The following is a 20,795-nucleotide window of genomic DNA, read 5'->3' as shown; positions in this document are numbered from 1 at the left end:
ATAGATTCCTGCCTTGTAGGACTGACACAAAATGGATAATAAAAAATTCGAGACCAAAGCAATAAGAACGCAAATAGAGCGTACACAGTTTCTAGAGCATTCAAGTCCTTTATATCTAACTTCAAGTTTTGTCTTTGAAGATGCCGAAGACATGCGAGCTTCGTTTGCTGAGGAAAAAGACCGAAATATTTATTCTCGTTATTCCAATCCTAATTCAAATGAGTTTGTGGAAAAAGTTTGCGAAATGGAAGGTGCTGAAGCAGGCTTTGCATTTGCTTCTGGCATGGCAGCGGTTTTTTCAACCTTGGCCGCATTATTGAATAGCGGCGACCATATTCTCTCCGCAGGTAATATTTTTGGCTCGACACATTCCTTGTTCAATAACTTCTTTCCGAAATGGAATATCTCCCACAGTTATTTTCCTATTGATGATTTTGATGTTATAGAAAGTTTGATTACCCCGAATACCAAGTTAATCTATGCTGAATCACCAACAAATCCGGGTGTTGATGTTCTAGATTTGGAGGTTTTAGGAGGCATAGCTAAAAAGCACAACCTTATTTTGGTTATTGATAATTGTTTTGCTTCTCCTTATCTACAACAACCCATGCGATTTGGTGCTGATTTGGTGATTCACTCAGGCACCAAATTAATGGATGGCCAAGGACGCGTGTTGGCTGGAATCACAGTGGGTAGTTCAGAATTAATTGATAAAGTGTATCGCTTTTCGCGTATTACGGGTCCTGCACTTTCTCCCTTTAATGCTTGGGTACTTTCAAAAAGTTTGGAGACTTTGGCAATTCGTGTAGATAGGCATTGTGATAATGCATTAAAAGTGGCGGAGTTTCTTGAAAGCCATGAGAAAGTGAATTGGGTAAAATATCCTTTTCTAAAATCGCATCCTAAATATGAAATTGCAAAAAAGCAAATGAAAGCAGGGGGTTGTGTGGTTGCTTTTGAGCTAAAAGGTGGATTAAAGGCAGGTCAAAAATTCTTCGATTCCATCAAGCTATTGTCACTCTCTGCTAACTTGGGCGATTCGAGGAGTATTGTAACGCATCCAGCATCTACAACACATAGTAAACTTACTAAAGAAGAGCGTCTAGCATCTGGAATAACCGATGGTATGGTACGCATCTCAGTAGGCCTTGAACACTCAGATGATATTATTGCTGATATACAACAAGCATTACCTTAAATTCATTTTGACTTTAGATGGGTTTGAAACTAAAGGATACTTTTACTCAAACCCAAATGATTTTATACCCTTATGACTTACTTTAATGGCTTCTAAGGGTTTCATGGTAAAGGTTTTGTCTTGTTCGACCATATAGTATTCCATTCCCGACTTATCTTTTTCGGCCAAAATGCGGGCAAAGTCAATAGTGCCATTACCTACTGGGGCAAACTTACCATCTTTATCCATGTCTTTTACATGCCATATCTTAAAGCGCCCAGGATATTTTTCGAAGTAGGCTAGGGGATCGGTCTTTGCTTTGGTCACCCAAAAGAGGTCCATTTGAAAATTCACATATTTCGGGTCGCAGTTTTCTAATAAGTAGTCAATAGGAACAATACCATCGGTATCTTTAATGAATTCAAAATCGTGATTGTGGTATAATAGCTTGAGTCCAGCTTTAGCCGCTTTTTTGCCCAGTTCATCAAGAATATTAGCCAAGTTTTCCGCACCACCGGTCATACTCATCGTATTAGTGGTAGTATCATAATTGAACAAGCCCATTGGCGGAATCGGCACCACAAAATATTCAAAACCAGCGGCTTTTGCATGCGCCATTTCAATATCGGCATTGTCTAAAGTCACACTGCTTTGGTGGGTGCTAACGGGTATTAGGTTTTGTTCTTTAAGAAAAGCTTTAAAATTCGAAGGAGTCATACCGTAATATTTTCCGTCTTTATAACCCGCTGCTTCTACATAGGCATAACCTGTTTCAGATACGGTTTTTAATGTCATCTGAGCATCATCTGTCATAGCATCCCTAACGGTATATAATGCTAACCCGCCCATTTTTGATTTTGTGGTACAGGATAAAACGGTAAAGATTAATGATATCATTAAAAAGGTGCTTTTTGAAAAATTACGGTTAAAAATTTTCATTAAATGAGAAATTAGTTTGTTTAGGTTTTAAAAATAGTATTTTTTGAGTTGTGCGCTCTAAGCCCAAACAAAGAGGAGCAGTGTAAGCTATTAGCTTGGCATGGCTTTGACAAATTTTGCTATCTTCGTCTTATGCTCTCTAAGAAGACGAAATACGGACTTAAAGCACTGACATTCTTGGCTTCACAACCAGATAGGGAACCTGTGCAGATTGCTGAAGTTGCAAAACAAGAAAATATTTCCCAAAAATTTTTAGAAAGTATTTTACTAACGCTACGTAGAAATGGCTTTTTAGGCTCAAAAAAAGGAAAAGGCGGTGGGTATTATTTAATTAAAGAACCGAAAGACATTCAAATGACTTCTGTCATGCGGGTGTTGGAAGGACCTATAGCTATGGTACCCTGTGTAAGTCTCAACTTCTATGAAAAATGTGATGATTGCCCTAATGAGGGTGTTTGCTCGGTAAACAAATTAATGCTTAAGGTACGCGATGCCAATTTGGAGGTCTACCGGAATACAACTCTAGCTGACTTAATTTCTTAAATTTTTCGAATTCTATTTTTTAATTTTCCTAAAAAAGCGTCTGCAATTTTATTAATCTACAAAAACTATAGGGTTAACATAAATTTAATTTGAATTTATATTTCAAAATTGGAAATTTGTTTTATGTTTGTAATTCCTATTAAATCTATAGGATAATATATGAAATTTTCAATAGACCAGATTTCGAGGTTTAACAAGCAGTTTAGGGGTATTCCACCTGAGGAAATAATTAGTTGGGCGGTAAATCTTTCGAATAAAAGAATAGTAACTACGAGTTTTGGTAAATACTCAGCAGTGCTATTAAGTACATTTCAAAGAATAGATCCTATGGTAAAGGTTATTTGGTGTGATACTGGATTTAACCTTTCTGAAACCTATGAACATGCTAACTATTTGACCAATAGATATAACCTTAATTTACAGACTTATGTTCCAAAAGAAACTAGGTCTTATACTGAACATCGATTGGGATTCCCAAACGTAGATGAGCCAGGTCATAAAGAGTTTTCTGATATTGTAAAGCTAGAGCCTTTTAGACGAGCACTGGCAGAACATCAACCTGAGGTCTGGTTTACGAATATAAGAATACGACAAACGGCATTGAGAAGTGCAAAGGATATTTTGAGCTTAAGTAATGAAGGTATTTTAAAAGTGAGTCCTTTTTATTATTGGACAGATGATGATTTGGATGATTATTTAGAAGCACATGAACTTCCTAAGAACAGTAGTTATTTTGACCCTGTAAAGGCTTTGGAAAGCAGGGAATGTGGCATTCACCTACAGTAATATGTTTACGATAAATTAAAATTAGTATTTCTAATTAATCTATAAAATTGATAGGAAAAATAGAATAATGAAAAGTTTTAGAACAGAAATAGAAAATCCTATTGTAGAAAAAGATATTCTAGAATTGGAACGTAAAATACATGAATTTCAAGAAGGTAAATTAGACGAAGAGAAATTTCGTAGTCTACGTTTAGCTCGAGGGGTCTATGGTCAGCGCCAGCAAGGAGTTCAGATGATTCGTATTAAACTGCCTTATGGCAAAGTTACTTCAAAACAACTAAAACGTATTTGTGATGTCTCCGATGAATATTCTACGGGTCGTTTACATATTACCACACGACAAGATTTACAGATTCATTATGTGGATTTAAATCGTACACCAGAATTATGGGCAGAATTAGAACGTGATGAAGTTACCTTGCGTGAAGCATGTGGCAATACGGTACGTAACGTAACAGCTAGTGAAACTGCTGGTATAGATATAAACGAACCATTTGATGTTTCTCCATACGCAGACGCCTTATTTCGCTACTTTCTTAGAAACCCCATCAGCCAAGAAATGGGTAGAAAATTCAAAGTTTCTTTTTCAGCAAGTGATGCGGATACTGGATTATCGTATATGCACGATTTGGGCTTTATTGCAAAAATAAAGGATGGTGAAAAAGGTTTTAAGGTAATGTTGGGAGGAGGTCTGGGCTCCCAACCCCGTCATGCCGATGTGCTTTTTGAATTTTTGCCATCCGATAAAATTATTCCCTTAATGGATGGGGTCATTCGTGTTTTTGATAGATATGGTGAAAGAAAGAGCAGAGCCAAAGCTAGAATGAAGTTTTTGCTTAAAGATTTAGGTCTAGAAGGTTTTAAAGAATTATTGGCTAAAGAACAGAAAGCCCTTCCGAACACTACAGTGCCAATTGATTCATTGGCTTATCCAAAGGTTACAGTGGCCGATGTGAATGTTCCTCATGTGCAAATTGCAGGTGAATCAGCCTTTGAGCGATGGAAGCTGACCAATTTAGTCCCTCAAAAACAAGATGGTTATGTGGGCATTGGAATTAAAGTTTTACTGGGAGATTTTTATACGGATAAAGCAAGACTATTAGCAGACTTAGTAGCAAACTATGCCGCCGGTGAATTTCGACTATCTCTTCGGCAAAATATCTTGATTCCTTTTGTGAAGAAAGAATTAGTTCCTTTTTTCTATGTGGAATTAGAGAAATTGGGTTTTGTGGAAGCAGGTTACAATAAAGCATTGGATATCACCGCCTGCCCAGGAACGGATACCTGTAATTTGGGTATTTCAAGTAGTACTGGCATTGCTGTAGAATTGGAACGAATTATAAAACAAGAGTATCCACAGTATATCAGTAATTCAGATGTTGTCATCAAAATCAGTGGTTGTATGAACGCTTGCGGTCAGCATAATATGGCCAATATTGGTTTTCAAGGAATGTCGATACGCACAAAAGACAAATTAGTGGCACCGGCATTACAAGTTTTATTAGGTGGTGGTAACATTGGCGATGGTGAAGGGCGTTTTGCCGATAAGGTAGTTAAGATACCCAGTAAGAGAGGACCAGAAGCACTAAGGTTAATTTTAGATGATTTTGAAACTAATGGAAATGGCTTGTCTTATGCTGATTATTATCGGTCAAAAGGAGAACATTATTTCTACGATTTCCTAAAACCGTTGACGGTTATTGAAAACCTGACTCAAGAAGATTTTATCGATTGGGGCAATACAGAAAAATATGAAAAAGCGATTGGTATTGGTGAATGTGCTGGTGTGGTTATCGATTTAATAGCAACTCTACTCTTTGAAAGCGAAGAGAAACTGCAAAAAGCCTCGGAAACACTTGGTGAAGGTAGATGGGCGGCTAGTATTTATCACTCATACTCATCTATGGTCAACTCTGCAAAGGCTTTACTTACTGCCGAGAAGACCAAAGTAAATACGCATGCAAGTATCATTAGAGATTTTGATGAAAAATTTGTTCAATCGGGAAGATTGACTATCGGCGGTGGATTTGAAACATTGGTACTTCAATTAAATAAAAACGAGCCTACGGAGGCATTTGCAAAAAGCTATTTAGCCGATGCAAAAACCTATTTGAATCAGGTGACAGAGTTTAGAAAATCAGAATTGACACATGCTTAAGAAAGGTAAATTAACCGTTGTTGGAGCTGGTCCTGGAGATGCAGAATTAATTACTTTAAAAGCAATAAAGGCATTGCAAAGTGCAGATGTTGTTTTGTATGATGCATTGATCAATACTGAGTTGTTGAATTATGCCCCAAACGCAGAAAAGATATTTGTTGGTAAACGCAAAGGATGTTATTCCTATCAACAAGAGCAAATTAACGAGCTAATTTTACAAAGAGGTCAGTTAAGAAAACATGTAGTTCGATTAAAAGGAGGCGATTCGTTCGTTTTCGGACGAGGAGCCGAAGAGATGCAATATGCCGCGGAATATGGCATCGATGTCGCTGTAGTACCAGGTATTTCATCATCACTTTCAGTTCCTGCAAATCAGCACATCCCAGTCACTAAAAGAGGTTTTTCTGAGAGTTTTTGGGTAATAACAGGCACTACAAAAGAGCATAAACTATCAAATGATATTGCCTTAGCAGCTAAGTCAAGTGCGACTATTGTCATTCTAATGGGAATGTCGAAACTTACTGAAATTATGGCCTTATTCAAGGGGGAAGGAAAATCAGAAACTCCAGTAGCCATAATTCAAGAAGGTACAACAGAAAGAGAAAAAATAGGAATTGGCACTGTTGCTTCGATTGAATCCAAGGCAAGGGAGCAACAGCTGTCCAATCCTGCGATTATTATTATTGGTGAAGTTGTACATCACAGAACACAACTACTGGCTTTAAAAAACAAACACGCACAAGAATCAATTTTGGTATAATGGAAAGAAACAATTTATATCCTATTTTTTTAAAAACTGCTCAACTAGAGGTGTTGATTGTTGGTGGTGGGTTTGTAGCTGAAGAAAAACTACATTTTTTAACTAAATCAAGTCCAGACGCAAAGGTTACAATTGTTACTCCAATGATAAGAAAAAAGACCTTGGACTTAGCTAAAAGGTTTGGCGCCAAAATAGTTTTAAAGGTATATAGCAGAAAATATTTAAATGGAAAACACATTGTAGTAGCAACTACAGATAGTCCTCAGGTAAATGAAAAAGTATATAACGACTGCAGAAAGCAAAATAAGTTGGTAAATGTTGCCGATAACCCACCATTATGTGATTTTTATATGGGAGGTATTGTTACCAAGGGTAATGTAAAAGTAGCAATATCTACAAATGGAAAATCACCAACAACAGCAAAAAGACTGCGTCAATTTTTTGAAGAAGTTATCCCTGATGATATCCATAAAATGGTTCAAAACTTGAATGATTTTAGAAAAACAATTAAAGGAGATTTTGAGGAAAAAGTGGATAAAATGAATGAAATCACTGAAGAATTAGTAAAAAGTGCATAAAAAGAAGCAAAAATGATTAAAATAGATATACTCATCATAGGTGCTGGTCCAACAGGATTGTTCACCGTTTTTGAAGCAGGCTTATTAAAATTAAAATGCCATTTAATAGATGCTTTGCCTCAACCAGGAGGGCAATGTTCAGAAATTTATCCTAAAAAACCGATTTACGACATTCCTGCTTTCCCTGAAATTCTTGCTGGTGATTTGGTGGATAATTTAATGGAGCAAATAAAGCCTTTTGAGCCTGGTTTTACCTTGGGGGAAAGAGCAGAAACTTTGGATAAACAAGAGGATGGTTCTTATATAGTTAGTACCAATAAAGGAACACAACATCAGGCACCGGTAGTTGTAATAGCTGGGGGCTTGGGTTCTTTTGAACCACGTAAACCACCAATTGATAATATTATTGAATTCGAAGATAAAGGGGTTGCTTATATGGTAAAAGACCCGGAGGTATATCGAGATAAAAAAGTTGTCATTGCAGGTGGCGGTGACTCTGCATTGGATTGGGCTATTTTCTTAACCAATGTTGCCTCAGAAGTTTCTTTGGTACATCGCAGAAACGAATTTAGAGGGGCATTAGACTCCGTTGAAAAAGCATCAGAGTTAGCAAAACTTGGCAAAATAAAATTGTTTACCGAAGCACAGGTGAAGAAGCTTTATGGAGATGAAAAATTAGAAGCAGTGGTCATTAAACATAATGATCCAGATAAAGGAGAGACCTATTTAGAGGTAGATAATTTTATTCCTTTATTTGGTCTATCTCCAAAATTAGGCCCACTAGGTAACTGGGGATTAGAAATTCAAAAGAATGCAATTAAAGTGAATAATGCCAAAGATTATCAGACCAATATTCCTGGAGTTTTTGCTATTGGAGATGTAAACACCTACGAGGGTAAATTAAAGCTGATTTTATCTGGTTTTCATGAGGCTGCTGTAATGTGTCAATACGCATATCAAATTATACATCCTAATAAACGCTTTGTTATGAAATACACAACTGTTGGCGGTGTGGAAGGTTTTGATGGTTCTAAAAAAGAAGCAAAAAAAGAGGTTGTTCAAAGTATAGTATAAATTTTGTTCCTAATTTTTATTAGCAATTAACCCTTTAATCGATTTTCTGATTAGAGGGTTTTTATTTAAAAGAATAGCCAAAAAAAGGGGCATTAATTTGTTTAAGAGTAATCTGTGGCTTTAATTTGTACCTAGTTCATTAAAAAACTGAATTGTTATCAAGAAAGGCGGAGGGAATAGACCCTATGAAGCCTTAGCAACCCTTTATCTGTAAAGAAGGTGCTACATTCTACCCAATTGGGATTAGATAACCTAAATGAAAGCTATTCTTTCCTTTTCCTTACTTGATACTTACAATTTTATAATTACGCAATTTGCGTAAAAATCGTATTATGATTAAGGATTTGCTACATAAGAGAATATTGATTTTAGATGGCGCTATGGGCACTATGTTACAGCGCTATAAATTCACCGAGGAAGATTTTAGAGGAGAGCGCTTTAAAGATTGGGAGCATCCCTTACAAGGGAATAACGATTTATTATCGCTGACCCAGCCAGAAGCTATTGTAGAGGTGCATCGTAAATATTTTGCTGCGGGGGCAGATATTGTAGAGACCAATACTTTTTCAGGTACGACTATAGCCATGGCAGATTACCATATGGAAGAATTGGTGTATGAGTTAAACTATGAGTCGGCCAGAATTGCCAAAAAAGTTGCAGAAGATTTTACTGCTAAAGAACCAAACAAACCGCGCTTTGTGGCAGGGAGTATTGGTCCAACCAATAAAACGGCAAGCATGTCCCCAGACGTAAACGACCCTGGTTATAGAGCGGTTTCTTTTGATGAATTACGGATAGCTTATAAACAACAAGTAGAGGCCTTATTAGATGGCGGTGCAGATATTTTGTTGGTTGAAACTATTTTTGACACCTTAAATGCTAAAGCAGCCCTTTTTGCTATAGAAGAGGTAAAAGAAGAACGCGGTATCGAAGTGCCTATTATGGTGAGCGGGACTATCACTGATGCTTCTGGGAGAACATTATCTGGTCAAACGGCTGAGGCGTTTTTAATATCAATTTCACATATACCCATTCTTTCTGTGGGGTTCAATTGCGCCTTAGGTGCTAAACAGCTCGTACCGCATTTAGAAGTAATATCTGCAAAATCTGATTACGCTACTAGTGCCCACCCTAATGCAGGTTTGCCAAATGCTTTTGGTGAATACGATGAAACCCCAGAACAGATGGCTTCTCAAATTAAAGAGTATGCAGAAAAAGGATTAGTTAATATCGTTGGGGGTTGTTGCGGAACAACACCAGAACATATTACTGCTATTGCCGAGGTGGTTAAGCAATTTGAGCCAAGAAAATTGACTATAGAAATCTAATTAATGAAAGAAGCAAAACCAAAATATCTAAAACTTTCTGGTTTAGAACCTTTACTTGTTACACCAGATAGCAACTTCATTAATGTAGGTGAACGCACCAATGTTGCTGGTTCAAAGAAGTTTTTAAGGCTTATTAAAGAAGAAAAGTTTGATGAAGCTTTAGAAGTGGCACGTCATCAAGTTGAAGGCGGTGCTCAAATCATCGATATTAATATGGATGATGGTTTAATTGATGGTAAACATGCCATGGTTAAGTTTCTGAATTTAGTTATTGCAGAACCCGATATTGCCCGTGTTCCTATTATGATAGATAGTTCTAAATGGGAGATTATTGAAGCAGGTTTGCAAGTGGTACAAGGCAAATGTGTGGTAAACTCCATTAGTTTAAAAGAGGGGGAAGAGGAATTTATCCGTCAGGCGAAATTGATTAAAAGATATGGAGCGGCGGTCATTGTAATGGCTTTTGATGAGGTTGGCCAAGCAGATAACTTGGAGCGACGTATAGAGATTGCAGAACGCTCGTATAACGTGTTAGTAGATAAGGTAAAATTTGCACCAGAAGATATCATTTTTGATCTTAATATTTTTCCGGTGGCAACAGGAATGGAGGAACATAGACGTAACGCTATCGATTTTATTGAGGGCACACGCTGGGTTCGCAACAATCTTCCGCATTGCAGTGTAAGTGGCGGTGTGAGTAATGTTTCTTTTTCTTTTAGAGGGAACAATCCGGTACGTGAAGCCATGCATTCAGTCTTTTTATATCACGCCATAAAAGCAGGTATGAATATGGGTATTGTAAATCCAGCGATGCTTGAAATTTATGATGATATTCCAAAAGATTTATTAGCTCATGTAGAAGATGTTATTTTAAATAGACGGGACGATGCTACCGAACGTTTGCTCGATTTTGCGGAAACCGTAGTTGGTAAGACCAAAGAAAGTACGGTTGATTTGTCTTGGCGCGAAGAGCCCTTGCAAAACCGAATAACAAGAGCCTTAGTTAAAGGTATAGACCAATACATAATTGAAGATATTGAAGAGGCCCGCCAAAAAGCTACAAAACCCCTTGAAGTTATTGAAGGCAATTTAATGACTGGTATGAATGTCGTTGGCGACTTGTTTGGCAGTGGAAAAATGTTCTTACCACAAGTGGTAAAATCTGCAAGAGTCATGAAAAAGGCTGTGGCGTATTTAGAACCATTTATTGAAGAAGAAAAACTTAAAAACCCTCAGTTAACTGATGCAAAAGGAGCAGGTAAAATTCTAATGGCAACAGTTAAAGGCGATGTGCATGATATTGGAAAAAATATAGTGAGTGTAGTATTAGCCTGTAACAACTATGAAATTGTGGATTTGGGGGTAATGGTACCTCCAGAAAAAATTATTTACGCCGCTATCGAACATAATGTAGATATTATTGGATTAAGCGGATTAATAACCCCTTCACTTGATGAAATGGTTTTTTTGGCAAAGGAGATGCAACGTCAGAATTTTCAAGTGCCCTTATTAATAGGTGGAGCAACAACTAGCAAAGCCCATACAGCTGTAAAAATAGACCCTCAATATAAAAGCGCAGTAGTACATGTTAATGATGCATCTAGAGCTGTAACCGTGGTCGGAGATTTATTGCAAAAAGAAAGTTCAGATGCTTATAAAGAAAATCTAAAACTAGATTATGAAGCGTTTAGAGATAAGTTTTTAAAACGTACTAAGAAAAAGGAATACAAATCTTTGCAGTTGGCTCGTGCCAATAAGTTTAAAATAGATTGGAATACTGCGGAAATTGTAAAGCCCAAAAAATTAGGAGTTCAAGTAATTGAGAATTTCGATTTAGGAAAACTTGTAGATTTTATCGACTGGTCACCTTTCTTTAGAAGCTGGGATTTACATGGAAAATACCCTGATATTTTATCGGATGAAGTTGTAGGTAAACAAGCAAGTGAACTTTATGCTGATGCTCAAGAAATGCTCAGTAAAATAATTAAAGAAAAACAGTTAAAAGCAAAAGCTGTTTTTGGGCTATTTCCTGCAAATACAATTGATGAGGATGATATTGAAATAAATCTTTCTGTCAGTTCGAGCGAAGTCGAGAACAAGGAAAAGAATGAAGCCTTTGTATTCAGAACCCTCCGTCAGCAATTGCAGCGGCGAGAAGGCGTTCCAGACTATGCATTGGCAGATTTTATCGCTCCCAAAGAAAGTGGAAAACAAGATTATATAGGTTGTTTTTGTGTGACCACTGGTTTTGGTACTGCAGAACTAGCCGCTGAATATGAAAAAAATCTGGATGACTATAATGCCATTATGGTTAAAGCCTTAGCTGATCGTTTGGCGGAAGCTTTTGCGGAATACTTGCACAAAGAAGTTAGAACGACACATTGGGGCTATGCGGCCAATGAAGATTTAAGTAACGAGGATTTAATTAATGAATCGTACAAAGGCATACGCCCCGCACCGGGCTATCCTGCATGTCCGGATCATTTAGAAAAGTTGACCATATGGCAATTGCTCAAAGTAGAAGAAACTATTGGTGTGCAACTAACAGAAAGTTTGGCCATGTGGCCAGCTGCCAGTGTAAGTGGGTATTATTTTGCTAACCCGCAGGCTAAGTATTTTGGTTTGGGTAAAATAAAACAAGATCAAGTAGCAGATTTTGCAAAAAGAAAAGGAATAGCATTGGAAAAAGCTAAAAAATGGTTGGCTCCGAATATTGCAGATGATTGATTTTAAGATAAAGATACGTTAGGGATTGAGGTTTTGTTGAAGCTCCTTTTCTGTCATATCGAGCGCAGTTGAGTTAAAAGAAAGAGCGACTACCGAAAGCCCGACCTTTAGGTAACGCCCTTAAAGAAAGTAAAATAGATACTGAAACGAGTTCAGCATATATGAAAGTAACAGACCATTTAAAAAAAGCCAAAGGGGAAACCCTTTTTAGTTTTGAAATTATCCCACCGGTAAAGGGGCGCAATATTCAAGAATTGTATAATAACATTGACCCATTGATGGAGTTTAAGCCTCCATTTATTGATGTAACTACCTCACGTGAAGAGTACGTTTATATTGATAGGGATGGTTTATTGGACAAAAAATTGACTCGCATGCGGCCAGGCACTGTAGGTATTTGTGCATCTATAAAACACAAGTATGATGTTGACACGGTTCCGCATGTGCTTTGTGGAGGTTTTACTAAAGAAGAAACGGAGTACCTGTTGGTAGATTGTCATTATTTGGGTATTGATAACGTTATGGCTTTGAGAGGTGATGCCATGCGTGAAGAGAAGTATTTTGAACCAACAAAAGGAGGCCATCCTTACGCAATAAGTTTGGTAAAACAGATTCAAGATTTAAACTGTGGGAAATATTTACATGAAGTTATTGAAACCGATGATTGTGCAGATTTCTGTATTGGGGTCGCAGGTTATCCTGAAAAGCATTTAGAAGCTCCTTCTTTAAAATCAGATTTAAAAAGACTGAAAGAAAAAGTAGATGCCGGAGCCGATTATGTGGTTACGCAAATGTTTTTTGACAATAAAAAGTATTTTGAATTTGTAGAGGCCGCAAAAGAAATTGGAATAACTATTCCTATTATCCCAGGCATAAAACCCATTGCGGTCAAGCGACATTTACAACTATTACCGCAAGTTTTTAGAATAGACCTGCCTCAAGATTTAATTGATGCGGTTGACGATTGTAAAACGAATAAAGAGGTGCGAAAGGTGGGTATTGATTGGGCAATTGAGCAATCTAAGGAGCTAAAATATGCCGGTGTTCCCGTTCTGCACTATTATTCGATGGGCAAATCGGACAATATCGCCGCCATTGCAAAAGAGGTATTTTAATGGTTGTTCTAAAGAATTAGACTTTACTACTCTCAAATCTAATTGGTACTTTTACGCTTCATGAAGCACCTACTATCACTCCTATTTTTAGGATTTTTTGTCTTTGGTTTTTCTCAGGGTCCTGAAATACCAAAGAAATTTGTTTTAGATCTTAGCCAGTTTAACGGCTCAATTCTATTGCACAATACTGATATATCTCACTTGATAACCGAACACCCGGTCGGGTTTATATTGGGTTTTAATAGAAAACGGTATGGAGATGAAGCTTGGGAGTCTGAGTTTGGATACCCTGATAGTGGGTTTACCTTTGCTTATCAAGATATGAAGAATCCTGTTTTGGGTAAGCATTTCGGACTTTATGCCCATTATAATTTTTACTTTTTAAAACGTAATGTTCAGTTACGAATAGCGCAGGGTGTTGCGTATAATACCAACCCATATGATAGGGAAACTAATTTTAGAAATAATGCTTATGGTTCTCACTTGCTTAGTTCTACAATGTTGATGTTGAATTATCATAAAGAGAATTTAATTGCCGGTTTAGGTTTTAAAGCTGGGCTTTCGTTAATACATTACTCAAATGCCAATTTTAGGGCCCCCAATACATCTACAAATACCGCCGCGCTTAATTTTGGCATAACCTATGATTTAGATGGAGGTGTCGAATATGATTTTAAGCCAAAACAATTTAAAGAAAAAATTTCGGAACCTATTCGCTACAATCTTGTTTTAAGAGGGGGCGTTAACGAGAGTGATGTTATCAATTCAGGGCAATATGGATTTGCGATTTTCTCTGCTTATGCGGACAAAAGATTAGGTCGAAAAAGTGCTATTCAATTCGGAGCGGATATTTTCTTTTCTAATTTTTTAAAAGATTTGATTCGTTTTCAAAGCATTTCATTTCCTGAGCTTGACGTAGCTCCCGACACCGATTTTAAACGTGTGGGGGTATTTTTAGGCCATGAGCTTTTTATCAATAAGTTAAGTGTGGTCACTCAATTAGGTTATTATGTGTATTATCCTTTTGATTTTGAAGGAAAGGTGTATAATAGAATGGGCTTAAAACGCTATTTTGGTGATAAGGTATTTGGCAGCATCACACTAAAATCGCATGCGGCCGCTGCGGAAGCTGTTGAATTTGGAATAGGAATACGATTATAGATATACGTATGTCAGCTAATAAATTTTTAATCGGAAGTGACGGTCAGGTCGAGCGGAGTCGAGACCTTTTCTGGGTATTTCTAGTATTGGCCAATTCTCTTTTTATTTTAAGCTGTAACTCCGAAAAAGCCCCAGATTGTTTTCAAAATGCCGGAGACATCGTTCGAGTTCAGGTTGAAGTTCCTCAGTTTACAACAATTACCGTTTTTGAAAACTTGAACTTAGTTTTAAAACAAGGAGATGCCCAACAGATAGAGATTGAAACTGGTGAATTTTTATTGAACGAGGTTACCGCAAAAGTAGAAGAAAACCGTTTGATACTTAGAAATGAAAATAACTGTAATTACGTTCGTGATTATGGTTTAACAACAATATATGTTACTTCACCAAACATTTCTGAAATAAGGAGTAGTACTGGCCTTTTAATTTCTAGTGACGGTGTATTAAATTATCCAAATCTCAGTTTAGTATCTGAAAGTTTTAATAATCCTGAAACGGAAACAACAGATGGTTCATTTGATTTAGAATTGGCTTCAGAAACTGTCGCAATTGTTGTAAATGGAATCGCCTTTTTTAAACTGTCGGGGATAACCAATAATTTTAATGTAACGATAGCAGCAGGAGATTCTAGAATAGAAGCCGAAGATTTAGTTGCACAAAATATAGGTGTTAACCATCGTGGTTCCAATGATATTTTGGTTAATCCGCAACAGCGAATAAGCGGAGTAATCCGAGGTTATGGTAATGTAATAAGCCTTAATAGGCCTCCAGAGGTATCGGTCGATGAGATTTTCGAGGGTCGATTGATTTTTAGAAATTGATTGCAATTAGGGTTAATAAAAAACCAGCTTTACCGATTTTATAATTACGCATTATTAAGTGAATTCATTCATCACATACTTAAGCAATATTTTTACCCATCAGGTCAAAGTAAAGTCTTTGAAAGGGCTTTCGGGTCTTAAAAAATCTGATGCCATTCTTCATAACTTATGTGTTGAGAAGAGTATTCCTGGTCTGGCCATTACCATTACAAAACGAGATGAAATACTGTTTCAAAAAGGATTTGGCTACTGTGATATTGAAAATGAAATACCAGTTAACCCAAAAGAAACAATTTTTAGAATTGCCAGTATTTCAAAATGTATCACTGGGTTAGCCCTAGGTAAAATGGTGGAGGAGGGGCTATTAGAATTTGATGATTCATTTTATAAATATGTACCTAATTACCCAAAGAAAGCATATGACTTTACGCTTCGGCAATTGGCGAGTCATACCGCAGGTATAAGAGCATACCGAGGGAAGGAATTTGGTCTAAACCAACCATTTTCAATTGCAGATAGCCTCGAAGTTTTTAAAGATGATCCGTTGATGTTTAAGCCAGGCAAAGGTTACCTTTATAACAGTTTTGATTTTGTGTTACTCTCATTGGCAATGCAAGAAGCAAGTGGAATGCCTTTTGAGCAATATGTGAAAGAAAAGGTTTTGGATCCACTTGGAATGAGAAATACCATTCCTCCGTTACAACACCCAACTATCGGTTCGAGCGTAGTTGAGAATCAAGCTAAGTTTTATACCAAAACACCAATCGGTTTTAAGAAAGCCATTGAAGTAAATAATTTTTATAAACTGGCAGGTGGGGGCTATCTGTCTACAAGCGATGATGTGGCTAAACTAGGTCAAGAACTACTCGATAAAAACTTATTAGAAAAAGAGACCTATCTAGAATTGCTCACCGCGCAACTAGTTGATCAAGAGTCTATTTATTATGGGCTTGGTTTTCAAGTAAGCGAAGATAACTTGGGCAGAAATTTTGTAGGTCATGTAGGGAGTAGTGTTGGAGTGTACTCTAACCTATTTGTTTATCCAAATGAGAAACTGGTAGTATCTATTCTTATCAATTGTACAGATTCTAAAGTGCAGAATAGTTTGGATAGTGCCATTAATACTCTTGTTCATCTTGGATAGCATGAAAAAAAGAATAAAAATTTCGGGTCGTGAAGAAGTTCATTTACTGGTCACTAAGTTCTATGAGAAAGTTCGCCAAGATAATGAGATAGGCCATTTTTTTAATAGAACAGTTCAAGATTGGCCAGAGCACATTGAAAAGCTTACTGATTTCTGGGAAACCAATTTGTTCTTTGTTCAAAAGTATAAAGCAAATCCACTACAGGTACACGCAGATTTAGACAAGGAAATGGGCTATACCATTTCAAACTACCACTTTGGGATTTGGCTTCGCCATTGGATTGAAACCATAGATGCCCATTTTATAGGCGAGAATGCAGAAAAGGCAAAACAAAGGGCACGAAATATAAGTGTACGCATGTTTATGGCCATTTTCGAACAACGGCAAAGGGCAAATAAGAACACTTAAACCAAATTTTTAAGTCGTTCATAGAAAAATCAAGTGTTTCATGAAGCAAAAAATATAATTTCATGACAAATATGATTCACAATGCGAAAGTGTGCAGTGCTTTTTATTTTTCTTCTTTTAGCCATAATCTTGTTTAAAGCTAACGCTGATAATAACGAGGAATCGCTAGATCAGAATATCTCAAAAGAATTAACATCTCCTGAAAACGAAGGCCTAGTTACAAACTAACAGCGTCTAACACTAGGTCGTTAGTTCAGTAAACAAACTTTCTAAATTTTTATTTTTTCTGCTTAGCTGTAAGGTTTTCAGCTCATTATCGTGTGCAAAATCAAATACGGTTGGTCTCATATCTTTTGAGGTATTAAAAACAATTTCGTAGACAAAACCACCTGTATTCTTAACGGAAGAAACATTCGGCATTTTATTTAGCAATACTTCTTCTACCCGGTAATCAAATTCTACCTCAATAATTTGTTGCTCGGCTTCGCGTAATTCCTCCAATTTTTTGTCTGCTACCAATTCTCCTTTATTGATAATAATTACGCGGTCACAAACAGCTTCAACCTCCTTCATAATATGTGTAGAAAGTAGAATGGTCTTTTCTTTGCCAATCTCACGAATCAATTTGCGTATTTCAATCAGTTGGTTAGGATCAAGACCTGTTGTTGGCTCGTCTAAAATTAGAACGTCAGGGTTATGTAATAGTGCTGCTGCCAGACCCACACGCTGGCGATAGCCTTTTGATAGTTGTCCTATCGTCTTATGTGCCTCTAGGGTTAATCCAGTTTGTTCAATAACTTCATTTACGCGTTCCTTTGAAACCTTATAGATATTAGCATTAAAAGCTAAATATTCTTTAATGTACATTTCTAAATAGAGCGGATTGTGCTCTGGTAGATAGCCAATGCTCTTTTGTACGTCAAGTTTCGATTTTAAAACATCAAAACCGTTAACTTCAGCTTGACCTGAATCTGCATTGTGGTACGTGGTCAAAACACGCATCATGGTAGATTTTCCTGCGCCATTAGGTCCGAGAAAACCAACGATTTCACCTTTCTGAATGGAAAATGAAATATTATCTAACGCTTTTTGGCTACCAAAAGATTTGGTAATGTTTTTAACAGAAATGGACATACAAAAGTGTTTGAACTATATAAAAGTACACTATCATATGTCCATTTCATAAAATTAGTTACAGAAAGAAATATCCTATTGAAATCGTAATGTTAGCATTTTTAACATCAGAATCTTCGGCAATATCGCTCAGGCCTAGATTATATCTAGCCTGAAAGAATAGTCCTGAATCAAGTTTGTATTGCGCTCCAAGAGCGGCACCAAGGTCAAGACTGTTTATATCTTCAACATCACCTTCGTTACCATTATCATCTTCAACACCGCTATTGATATTGATGCCGAATTGAGGTCCAACTTGTAAGCTAAATCCTTGAGCTACAACAATATCAGCTAAAACAGGTACATTTAGATAGTCTAATTTTAAGGTAACGTCAAATTCATCGTCTTTTGCACCCTGTTGCGAATAAATTAGCTCGGGCTGAATGCCAAATTTTTCTGAGACACCTATTCTGGCCACTGCTCCAAGGTGAAATCCCGTTCTTGAACTTGAGTTTTCAACATCATCTCCGGTCACATTAGCGAAATTGGCACCGGCCTTGGCACCAAAAGAAAAATCTTGGGCGCTTAAACTGCTAAAACATAAAAGCAGTGCAAATGATAAGTAAATTGTGTTTTTCATGGTTGAATAATTTTAGGGTTTATATAAATTGGTGTATAACGAAATTAGAGATAAAAAATTTTATATAGCATTTTTTTGATAAAAGTGTAATTATTGATTAAAATTTTAATCAAATACTTAATAATGGCTAAAAATGGAATAATTCTTTTGATATTAACATAGAATGCTTAATCTTAGCCTAGAATTTTAGCAAAATGAAAAGAACGTATTACTGGAACGGTTTTTATTTTTATTTCTTTTTTAAAAGAAATACAGGACTGTTGTAGTATACCTTAAGTATAAAAAACATTTGAAGTCCTGATATAAATCAGGGCTTTTTTTTTGGAATGAATTTAAAAATAGCCATACAAGGAATTAAAGGAAGCAATCATCATCAAGTTGCTAAAGAGTTTTTTACGGAGCCTTTTGATTTGGTAGAGTGTTTGTCTTTTGATAAACTAATTGAAGAGTTGCTCAATGGCACTGCTGACAAAGCTGTAATGGCTATCGAAAATTCAATTGCAGGAAGTATTATTCCAAACTATAATTTAATTTACCACAACCAGATACATATTATTGGAGAGCACTATTTGAACATTGACCATAATTTAATGGTTAAACCAGGGCTGACTATTGAAGACATTACCGAGGTGCATTCACACCCGATGGCTCTTTTACAGTGCAAAGACTTTTTTAAGGCTTATCCAAAAATTAAATTGGTCGAAGATGTTGATACAGCTGAAACGGCAAAACGGATAGAAGAAAAAGAATTGAGAACCGTAGGGGCTATTGCCCCGAAAGTGGCAGCTGACTTGTATAATTTAGACATTATAGCATCCGCCATTCAAACGATAAAAAATAATGCCACTCGCTTTATAATCCTAAAAAAGCAGAACAAGGTACTGCCCAAAGAGGCGATTAACAAAGCTTCTCTTCGTTTTATCACTGACCACAAAAGAGGCAGTTTAGCAGCAGTGTTAAATGTTATGAGTGATTGTAATATGAACTTAACAAAAATTCAATCTTTACCTGTGATAGAAACGCCTTGGAAATATGCATTTTTTGTGGACGTTACGTTTGATGCCTACACAGATTTTGAAAAAGGTAAAGCGTTACTAAAAATCATGTCCGAAGATTTTAGGGTTTTGGGCGAGTACAGAAATGCTTTGAAAAAATGATTACGGCAGATAGATTAAAATCGGTTCAAGAATATTATTTCTCTAAAAAACTAAGAGAGGTAAGAAGTCTGATTGCACAGGGCAAACCTACCATTAATATGGGAATTGGCAGTCCAGATTTGCCTCCTTCCCCAGAAGTTTTAGATGCCTTAAAAGAAGCTATTTCAGAGCCAGGTGCTAGTCAATATCAGAGTTATCAAGGACTTCCAGAACTGAGAGAGGCAATGGCGGAGTTTTATAAAAACAAGTTTGGTTTTAGTCCTAATCCTACAAGTGAGGTTCTGCCCTTAATGGGTTCAAAAGAAGGAATCATGCACATTAGTATGGCTTTTTTAAATGCTTGCGATGAGGTACTATTGCCGAACCCAGGTTATCCGACTTATGCTGCAGTAACCAAGTTAGTGCAGGCAATACCGCGCACTTATGATTTAAAGGAAGAAAATAACTGGTTTCCTAATATAGAGGAACTCTCTAGAAAAGATTTATCAAAAGTAAAACTGATGTGGGTCAGTTATCCACACATGCCAACTGGTGCAGTTGCATCCAAAGAAAAACTAGCGACTCTGGTGGCATTTGCAAAAGCACATGATATTTTGTTGGTCAATGATAACCCTTATAGTTTTGTGTTGACCAAAAATCCTACGAGTATTTTAAGTATTAATGGTGCGAAAGATTATTGTTTAGAACTAAATAGTTTAAGCAAAACCTTTAATATGGCCGGTTGGCGCGTAGGTATGTTATTGGGAAATTCAGAAAATATCAATGCTGTTTTAAAGGTAAAAAGCAATATGGATTCTGGCATGTTTTATGGAATTCAAAAAGGAGCAATCGCAGCTTTAAAAAGTAATAGTGATTGGTTTGATCAATTAGATACTGTTTATAAAAAACGAAGAAATTTAATGTTTGAATTGGTAGATAAATTAGGTGCAACATATGACAGTAAAGCTGCAGGTATGTTTGTTTGGGCAAAACTACCAAAGGGTTCAAAATCATCAGAAGCGTATATCGATGAGTTGTTGCACAAGAAAAATATTTTTATTGCTCCAGGTACCATATTTGGTAGTAATGGAGAAGGATATATTCGTTTTTCGCTTTGCGTGAAAGAAGAAAAAATTAGAGAGGCAATAAGTAGGTTTTAATTAAACTGTCAGGTCGAGCGGAGTCG

Annotated in this window: 19 protein-coding genes and 1 riboswitch; of the genes, 16 read left to right on the top strand and 3 right to left on the bottom strand. The window is 36.6% G+C overall.

Annotated elements, in window-relative coordinates:
- The first annotated feature begins 31 nt into the window (after positions 1 to 31).
- Entirely contained in the window at positions 32 to 1,198 is a 1,167-nt protein-coding gene (locus ACFSQJ_RS12335; RefSeq protein WP_377767287.1) for a trans-sulfuration enzyme family protein, read from the top strand.
- 42 nt (positions 1,199 to 1,240) lie between these two features.
- On the opposite strand, the gene ACFSQJ_RS12330 is transcribed toward ACFSQJ_RS12335, so the two are convergent.
- Complete coding sequence (locus ACFSQJ_RS12330) at positions 1,241 to 2,074, bottom strand: sugar phosphate isomerase/epimerase family protein (protein WP_377767286.1); 834 nt, start codon at positions 2,072 to 2,074, stop codon at positions 1,241 to 1,243.
- A 174-nt stretch (positions 2,075 to 2,248) separates the two neighbouring features.
- On the opposite strand from ACFSQJ_RS12330, the gene ACFSQJ_RS12325 reads away from it, so the two are divergent.
- The 13 genes from ACFSQJ_RS12325 (at position 2,249) to ACFSQJ_RS12265 (ending at position 16,720) form a co-directional block, all read left to right on the top strand.
- Complete coding sequence (locus ACFSQJ_RS12325; RefSeq protein WP_377767285.1) at positions 2,249 to 2,659, top strand: RrF2 family transcriptional regulator; 411 nt, start codon at positions 2,249 to 2,251, stop codon at positions 2,657 to 2,659.
- A 159-nt stretch (positions 2,660 to 2,818) separates the two neighbouring features.
- Positions 2,819 to 3,445, top strand: a complete 627-nt coding sequence (locus tag ACFSQJ_RS12320) for a phosphoadenosine phosphosulfate reductase domain-containing protein (protein ID WP_377767283.1) — start codon at positions 2,819 to 2,821, stop codon at positions 3,443 to 3,445.
- Between the two features lie 67 nt (positions 3,446 to 3,512).
- Complete coding sequence (locus tag ACFSQJ_RS12315) at positions 3,513 to 5,603, top strand: HEPN domain-containing protein (RefSeq protein WP_377767282.1); 2,091 nt, start codon at positions 3,513 to 3,515, stop codon at positions 5,601 to 5,603.
- Positions 5,596 to 6,363, top strand: coding sequence for a uroporphyrinogen-III C-methyltransferase (gene cobA, locus ACFSQJ_RS12310; RefSeq protein WP_377767281.1), 768 nt, complete (start codon positions 5,596 to 5,598; stop codon positions 6,361 to 6,363). The genes ACFSQJ_RS12315 and cobA overlap by 8 nt, the downstream gene beginning before the upstream one ends.
- Positions 6,363 to 6,941 (top strand): precorrin-2 dehydrogenase/sirohydrochlorin ferrochelatase family protein, encoded by a 579-nt coding sequence (locus tag ACFSQJ_RS12305; protein ID WP_377767280.1) that lies wholly within the window; start codon positions 6,363 to 6,365, stop codon positions 6,939 to 6,941. The genes cobA and ACFSQJ_RS12305 overlap by 1 nt, the downstream gene beginning before the upstream one ends.
- 12 nt (positions 6,942 to 6,953) lie before the next feature.
- The gene (locus ACFSQJ_RS12300; protein WP_377767279.1) at positions 6,954 to 8,015 is read left to right on the top strand and encodes an NAD(P)/FAD-dependent oxidoreductase; all 1,062 of its coding nucleotides are present in this window, start codon (positions 6,954 to 6,956) and stop codon (positions 8,013 to 8,015) included.
- Between the two features lie 152 nt (positions 8,016 to 8,167).
- Positions 8,168 to 8,269: riboswitch (SAM riboswitch) on the top strand.
- Positions 8,270 to 8,347: 78 nt separating this feature from the next.
- The gene (locus tag ACFSQJ_RS12295; protein WP_377767278.1) at positions 8,348 to 9,343 is read left to right on the top strand and encodes a homocysteine S-methyltransferase family protein; all 996 of its coding nucleotides are present in this window, start codon (positions 8,348 to 8,350) and stop codon (positions 9,341 to 9,343) included.
- Between the two features lie 3 nt (positions 9,344 to 9,346).
- The gene (metH, locus tag ACFSQJ_RS12290; RefSeq protein WP_377767277.1) at positions 9,347 to 12,070 is read left to right on the top strand and encodes a methionine synthase; all 2,724 of its coding nucleotides are present in this window, start codon (positions 9,347 to 9,349) and stop codon (positions 12,068 to 12,070) included.
- A gap of 161 nt (positions 12,071 to 12,231) precedes the next feature.
- Entirely contained in the window at positions 12,232 to 13,185 is a 954-nt protein-coding gene (metF, locus tag ACFSQJ_RS12285; RefSeq protein ID WP_377767276.1) for a methylenetetrahydrofolate reductase [NAD(P)H], read from the top strand.
- A gap of 60 nt (positions 13,186 to 13,245) precedes the next feature.
- Positions 13,246 to 14,346: an acyloxyacyl hydrolase gene (locus ACFSQJ_RS12280; protein WP_377767275.1), complete on the top strand. Its 1,101-nt coding sequence runs from the start codon at positions 13,246 to 13,248 to the stop codon at positions 14,344 to 14,346.
- An 8-nt stretch (positions 14,347 to 14,354) separates the two neighbouring features.
- On the top strand, positions 14,355 to 15,167 hold the full coding sequence (locus ACFSQJ_RS12275) for a head GIN domain-containing protein (protein ID WP_377767274.1): 813 nt from the start codon (positions 14,355 to 14,357) through the stop codon (positions 15,165 to 15,167).
- A 58-nt stretch (positions 15,168 to 15,225) separates the two neighbouring features.
- Positions 15,226 to 16,311 (top strand): serine hydrolase domain-containing protein, encoded by a 1,086-nt coding sequence (locus tag ACFSQJ_RS12270; protein ID WP_377767273.1) that lies wholly within the window; start codon positions 15,226 to 15,228, stop codon positions 16,309 to 16,311.
- Between the two features lies 1 nt (position 16,312).
- A complete protein-coding gene (locus ACFSQJ_RS12265; RefSeq protein ID WP_377767272.1) occupies positions 16,313 to 16,720 on the top strand; it encodes a group III truncated hemoglobin in 408 nt (135 codons plus the stop codon).
- A 240-nt stretch (positions 16,721 to 16,960) separates the two neighbouring features.
- On the opposite strand, the gene gldA is transcribed toward ACFSQJ_RS12265, so the two are convergent.
- Entirely contained in the window at positions 16,961 to 17,854 is an 894-nt protein-coding gene (gene gldA, locus ACFSQJ_RS12260; protein WP_377767270.1) for a gliding motility-associated ABC transporter ATP-binding subunit GldA, read from the bottom strand.
- 58 nt (positions 17,855 to 17,912) lie between these two features.
- Positions 17,913 to 18,473 carry a porin family protein gene (locus ACFSQJ_RS12255; protein ID WP_377767269.1) on the bottom strand — a complete coding sequence of 187 codons (561 nt, stop codon included), beginning with the start codon at positions 18,471 to 18,473 and terminating at the stop codon, positions 17,913 to 17,915.
- 326 nt (positions 18,474 to 18,799) lie between these two features.
- On the opposite strand from ACFSQJ_RS12255, the gene ACFSQJ_RS12250 reads away from it, so the two are divergent.
- Entirely contained in the window at positions 18,800 to 19,630 is an 831-nt protein-coding gene (locus ACFSQJ_RS12250) for a prephenate dehydratase (RefSeq protein ID WP_377767268.1), read from the top strand.
- Positions 19,627 to 20,769: a pyridoxal phosphate-dependent aminotransferase gene (locus ACFSQJ_RS12245; protein WP_377767267.1), complete on the top strand. Its 1,143-nt coding sequence runs from the start codon at positions 19,627 to 19,629 to the stop codon at positions 20,767 to 20,769. The genes ACFSQJ_RS12250 and ACFSQJ_RS12245 overlap by 4 nt, the downstream gene beginning before the upstream one ends.
- Positions 20,770 to 20,795 lie beyond the last annotated feature (26 nt).

Origin of the sequence: Croceitalea marina, from assembly GCF_042684265.1 — a bacterium.
In the GTDB taxonomy this organism is placed as follows: domain Bacteria; phylum Bacteroidota; class Bacteroidia; order Flavobacteriales; family Flavobacteriaceae; genus Croceitalea; species Croceitalea marina.
This window is presented reverse-complemented; position numbering and strand designations above follow the sequence as displayed.

What these genes read in the sequence shown, in the direction of transcription:
- ACFSQJ_RS12335 (WP_377767287.1), top strand. Translation starts at nt 32, where the DNA reads ATGGATAATAAAAAATTCGAGACCAAAGCAATAAGAACGCAAATAGAG.
- ACFSQJ_RS12330 (WP_377767286.1), bottom strand. Translation starts at nt 2,074, where the DNA reads ATGATATCATTAATCTTTACCGTTTTATCCTGTACCACAAAATCAAAA.
- ACFSQJ_RS12325 (WP_377767285.1), top strand. Translation starts at nt 2,249, where the DNA reads ATGCTCTCTAAGAAGACGAAATACGGACTTAAAGCACTGACATTCTTG.
- ACFSQJ_RS12320 (WP_377767283.1), top strand. Translation starts at nt 2,819, where the DNA reads ATGAAATTTTCAATAGACCAGATTTCGAGGTTTAACAAGCAGTTTAGG.
- ACFSQJ_RS12315 (WP_377767282.1), top strand. Translation starts at nt 3,513, where the DNA reads ATGAAAAGTTTTAGAACAGAAATAGAAAATCCTATTGTAGAAAAAGAT.
- cobA (WP_377767281.1), top strand. Translation starts at nt 5,596, where the DNA reads ATGCTTAAGAAAGGTAAATTAACCGTTGTTGGAGCTGGTCCTGGAGAT.
- ACFSQJ_RS12305 (WP_377767280.1), top strand. Translation starts at nt 6,363, where the DNA reads ATGGAAAGAAACAATTTATATCCTATTTTTTTAAAAACTGCTCAACTA.
- ACFSQJ_RS12300 (WP_377767279.1), top strand. Translation starts at nt 6,954, where the DNA reads ATGATTAAAATAGATATACTCATCATAGGTGCTGGTCCAACAGGATTG.
- ACFSQJ_RS12295 (WP_377767278.1), top strand. Translation starts at nt 8,348, where the DNA reads ATGATTAAGGATTTGCTACATAAGAGAATATTGATTTTAGATGGCGCT.
- metH (WP_377767277.1), top strand. Translation starts at nt 9,347, where the DNA reads ATGAAAGAAGCAAAACCAAAATATCTAAAACTTTCTGGTTTAGAACCT.
- metF (WP_377767276.1), top strand. Translation starts at nt 12,232, where the DNA reads ATGAAAGTAACAGACCATTTAAAAAAAGCCAAAGGGGAAACCCTTTTT.
- ACFSQJ_RS12280 (WP_377767275.1), top strand. Translation starts at nt 13,246, where the DNA reads ATGAAGCACCTACTATCACTCCTATTTTTAGGATTTTTTGTCTTTGGT.
- ACFSQJ_RS12275 (WP_377767274.1), top strand. Translation starts at nt 14,355, where the DNA reads ATGTCAGCTAATAAATTTTTAATCGGAAGTGACGGTCAGGTCGAGCGG.
- ACFSQJ_RS12265 (WP_377767272.1), top strand. Translation starts at nt 16,313, where the DNA reads ATGAAAAAAAGAATAAAAATTTCGGGTCGTGAAGAAGTTCATTTACTG.
- gldA (WP_377767270.1), bottom strand. Translation starts at nt 17,854, where the DNA reads ATGTCCATTTCTGTTAAAAACATTACCAAATCTTTTGGTAGCCAAAAA.
- ACFSQJ_RS12255 (WP_377767269.1), bottom strand. Translation starts at nt 18,473, where the DNA reads ATGAAAAACACAATTTACTTATCATTTGCACTGCTTTTATGTTTTAGC.
- ACFSQJ_RS12250 (WP_377767268.1), top strand. Translation starts at nt 18,800, where the DNA reads ATGAATTTAAAAATAGCCATACAAGGAATTAAAGGAAGCAATCATCAT.
- ACFSQJ_RS12245 (WP_377767267.1), top strand. Translation starts at nt 19,627, where the DNA reads ATGATTACGGCAGATAGATTAAAATCGGTTCAAGAATATTATTTCTCT.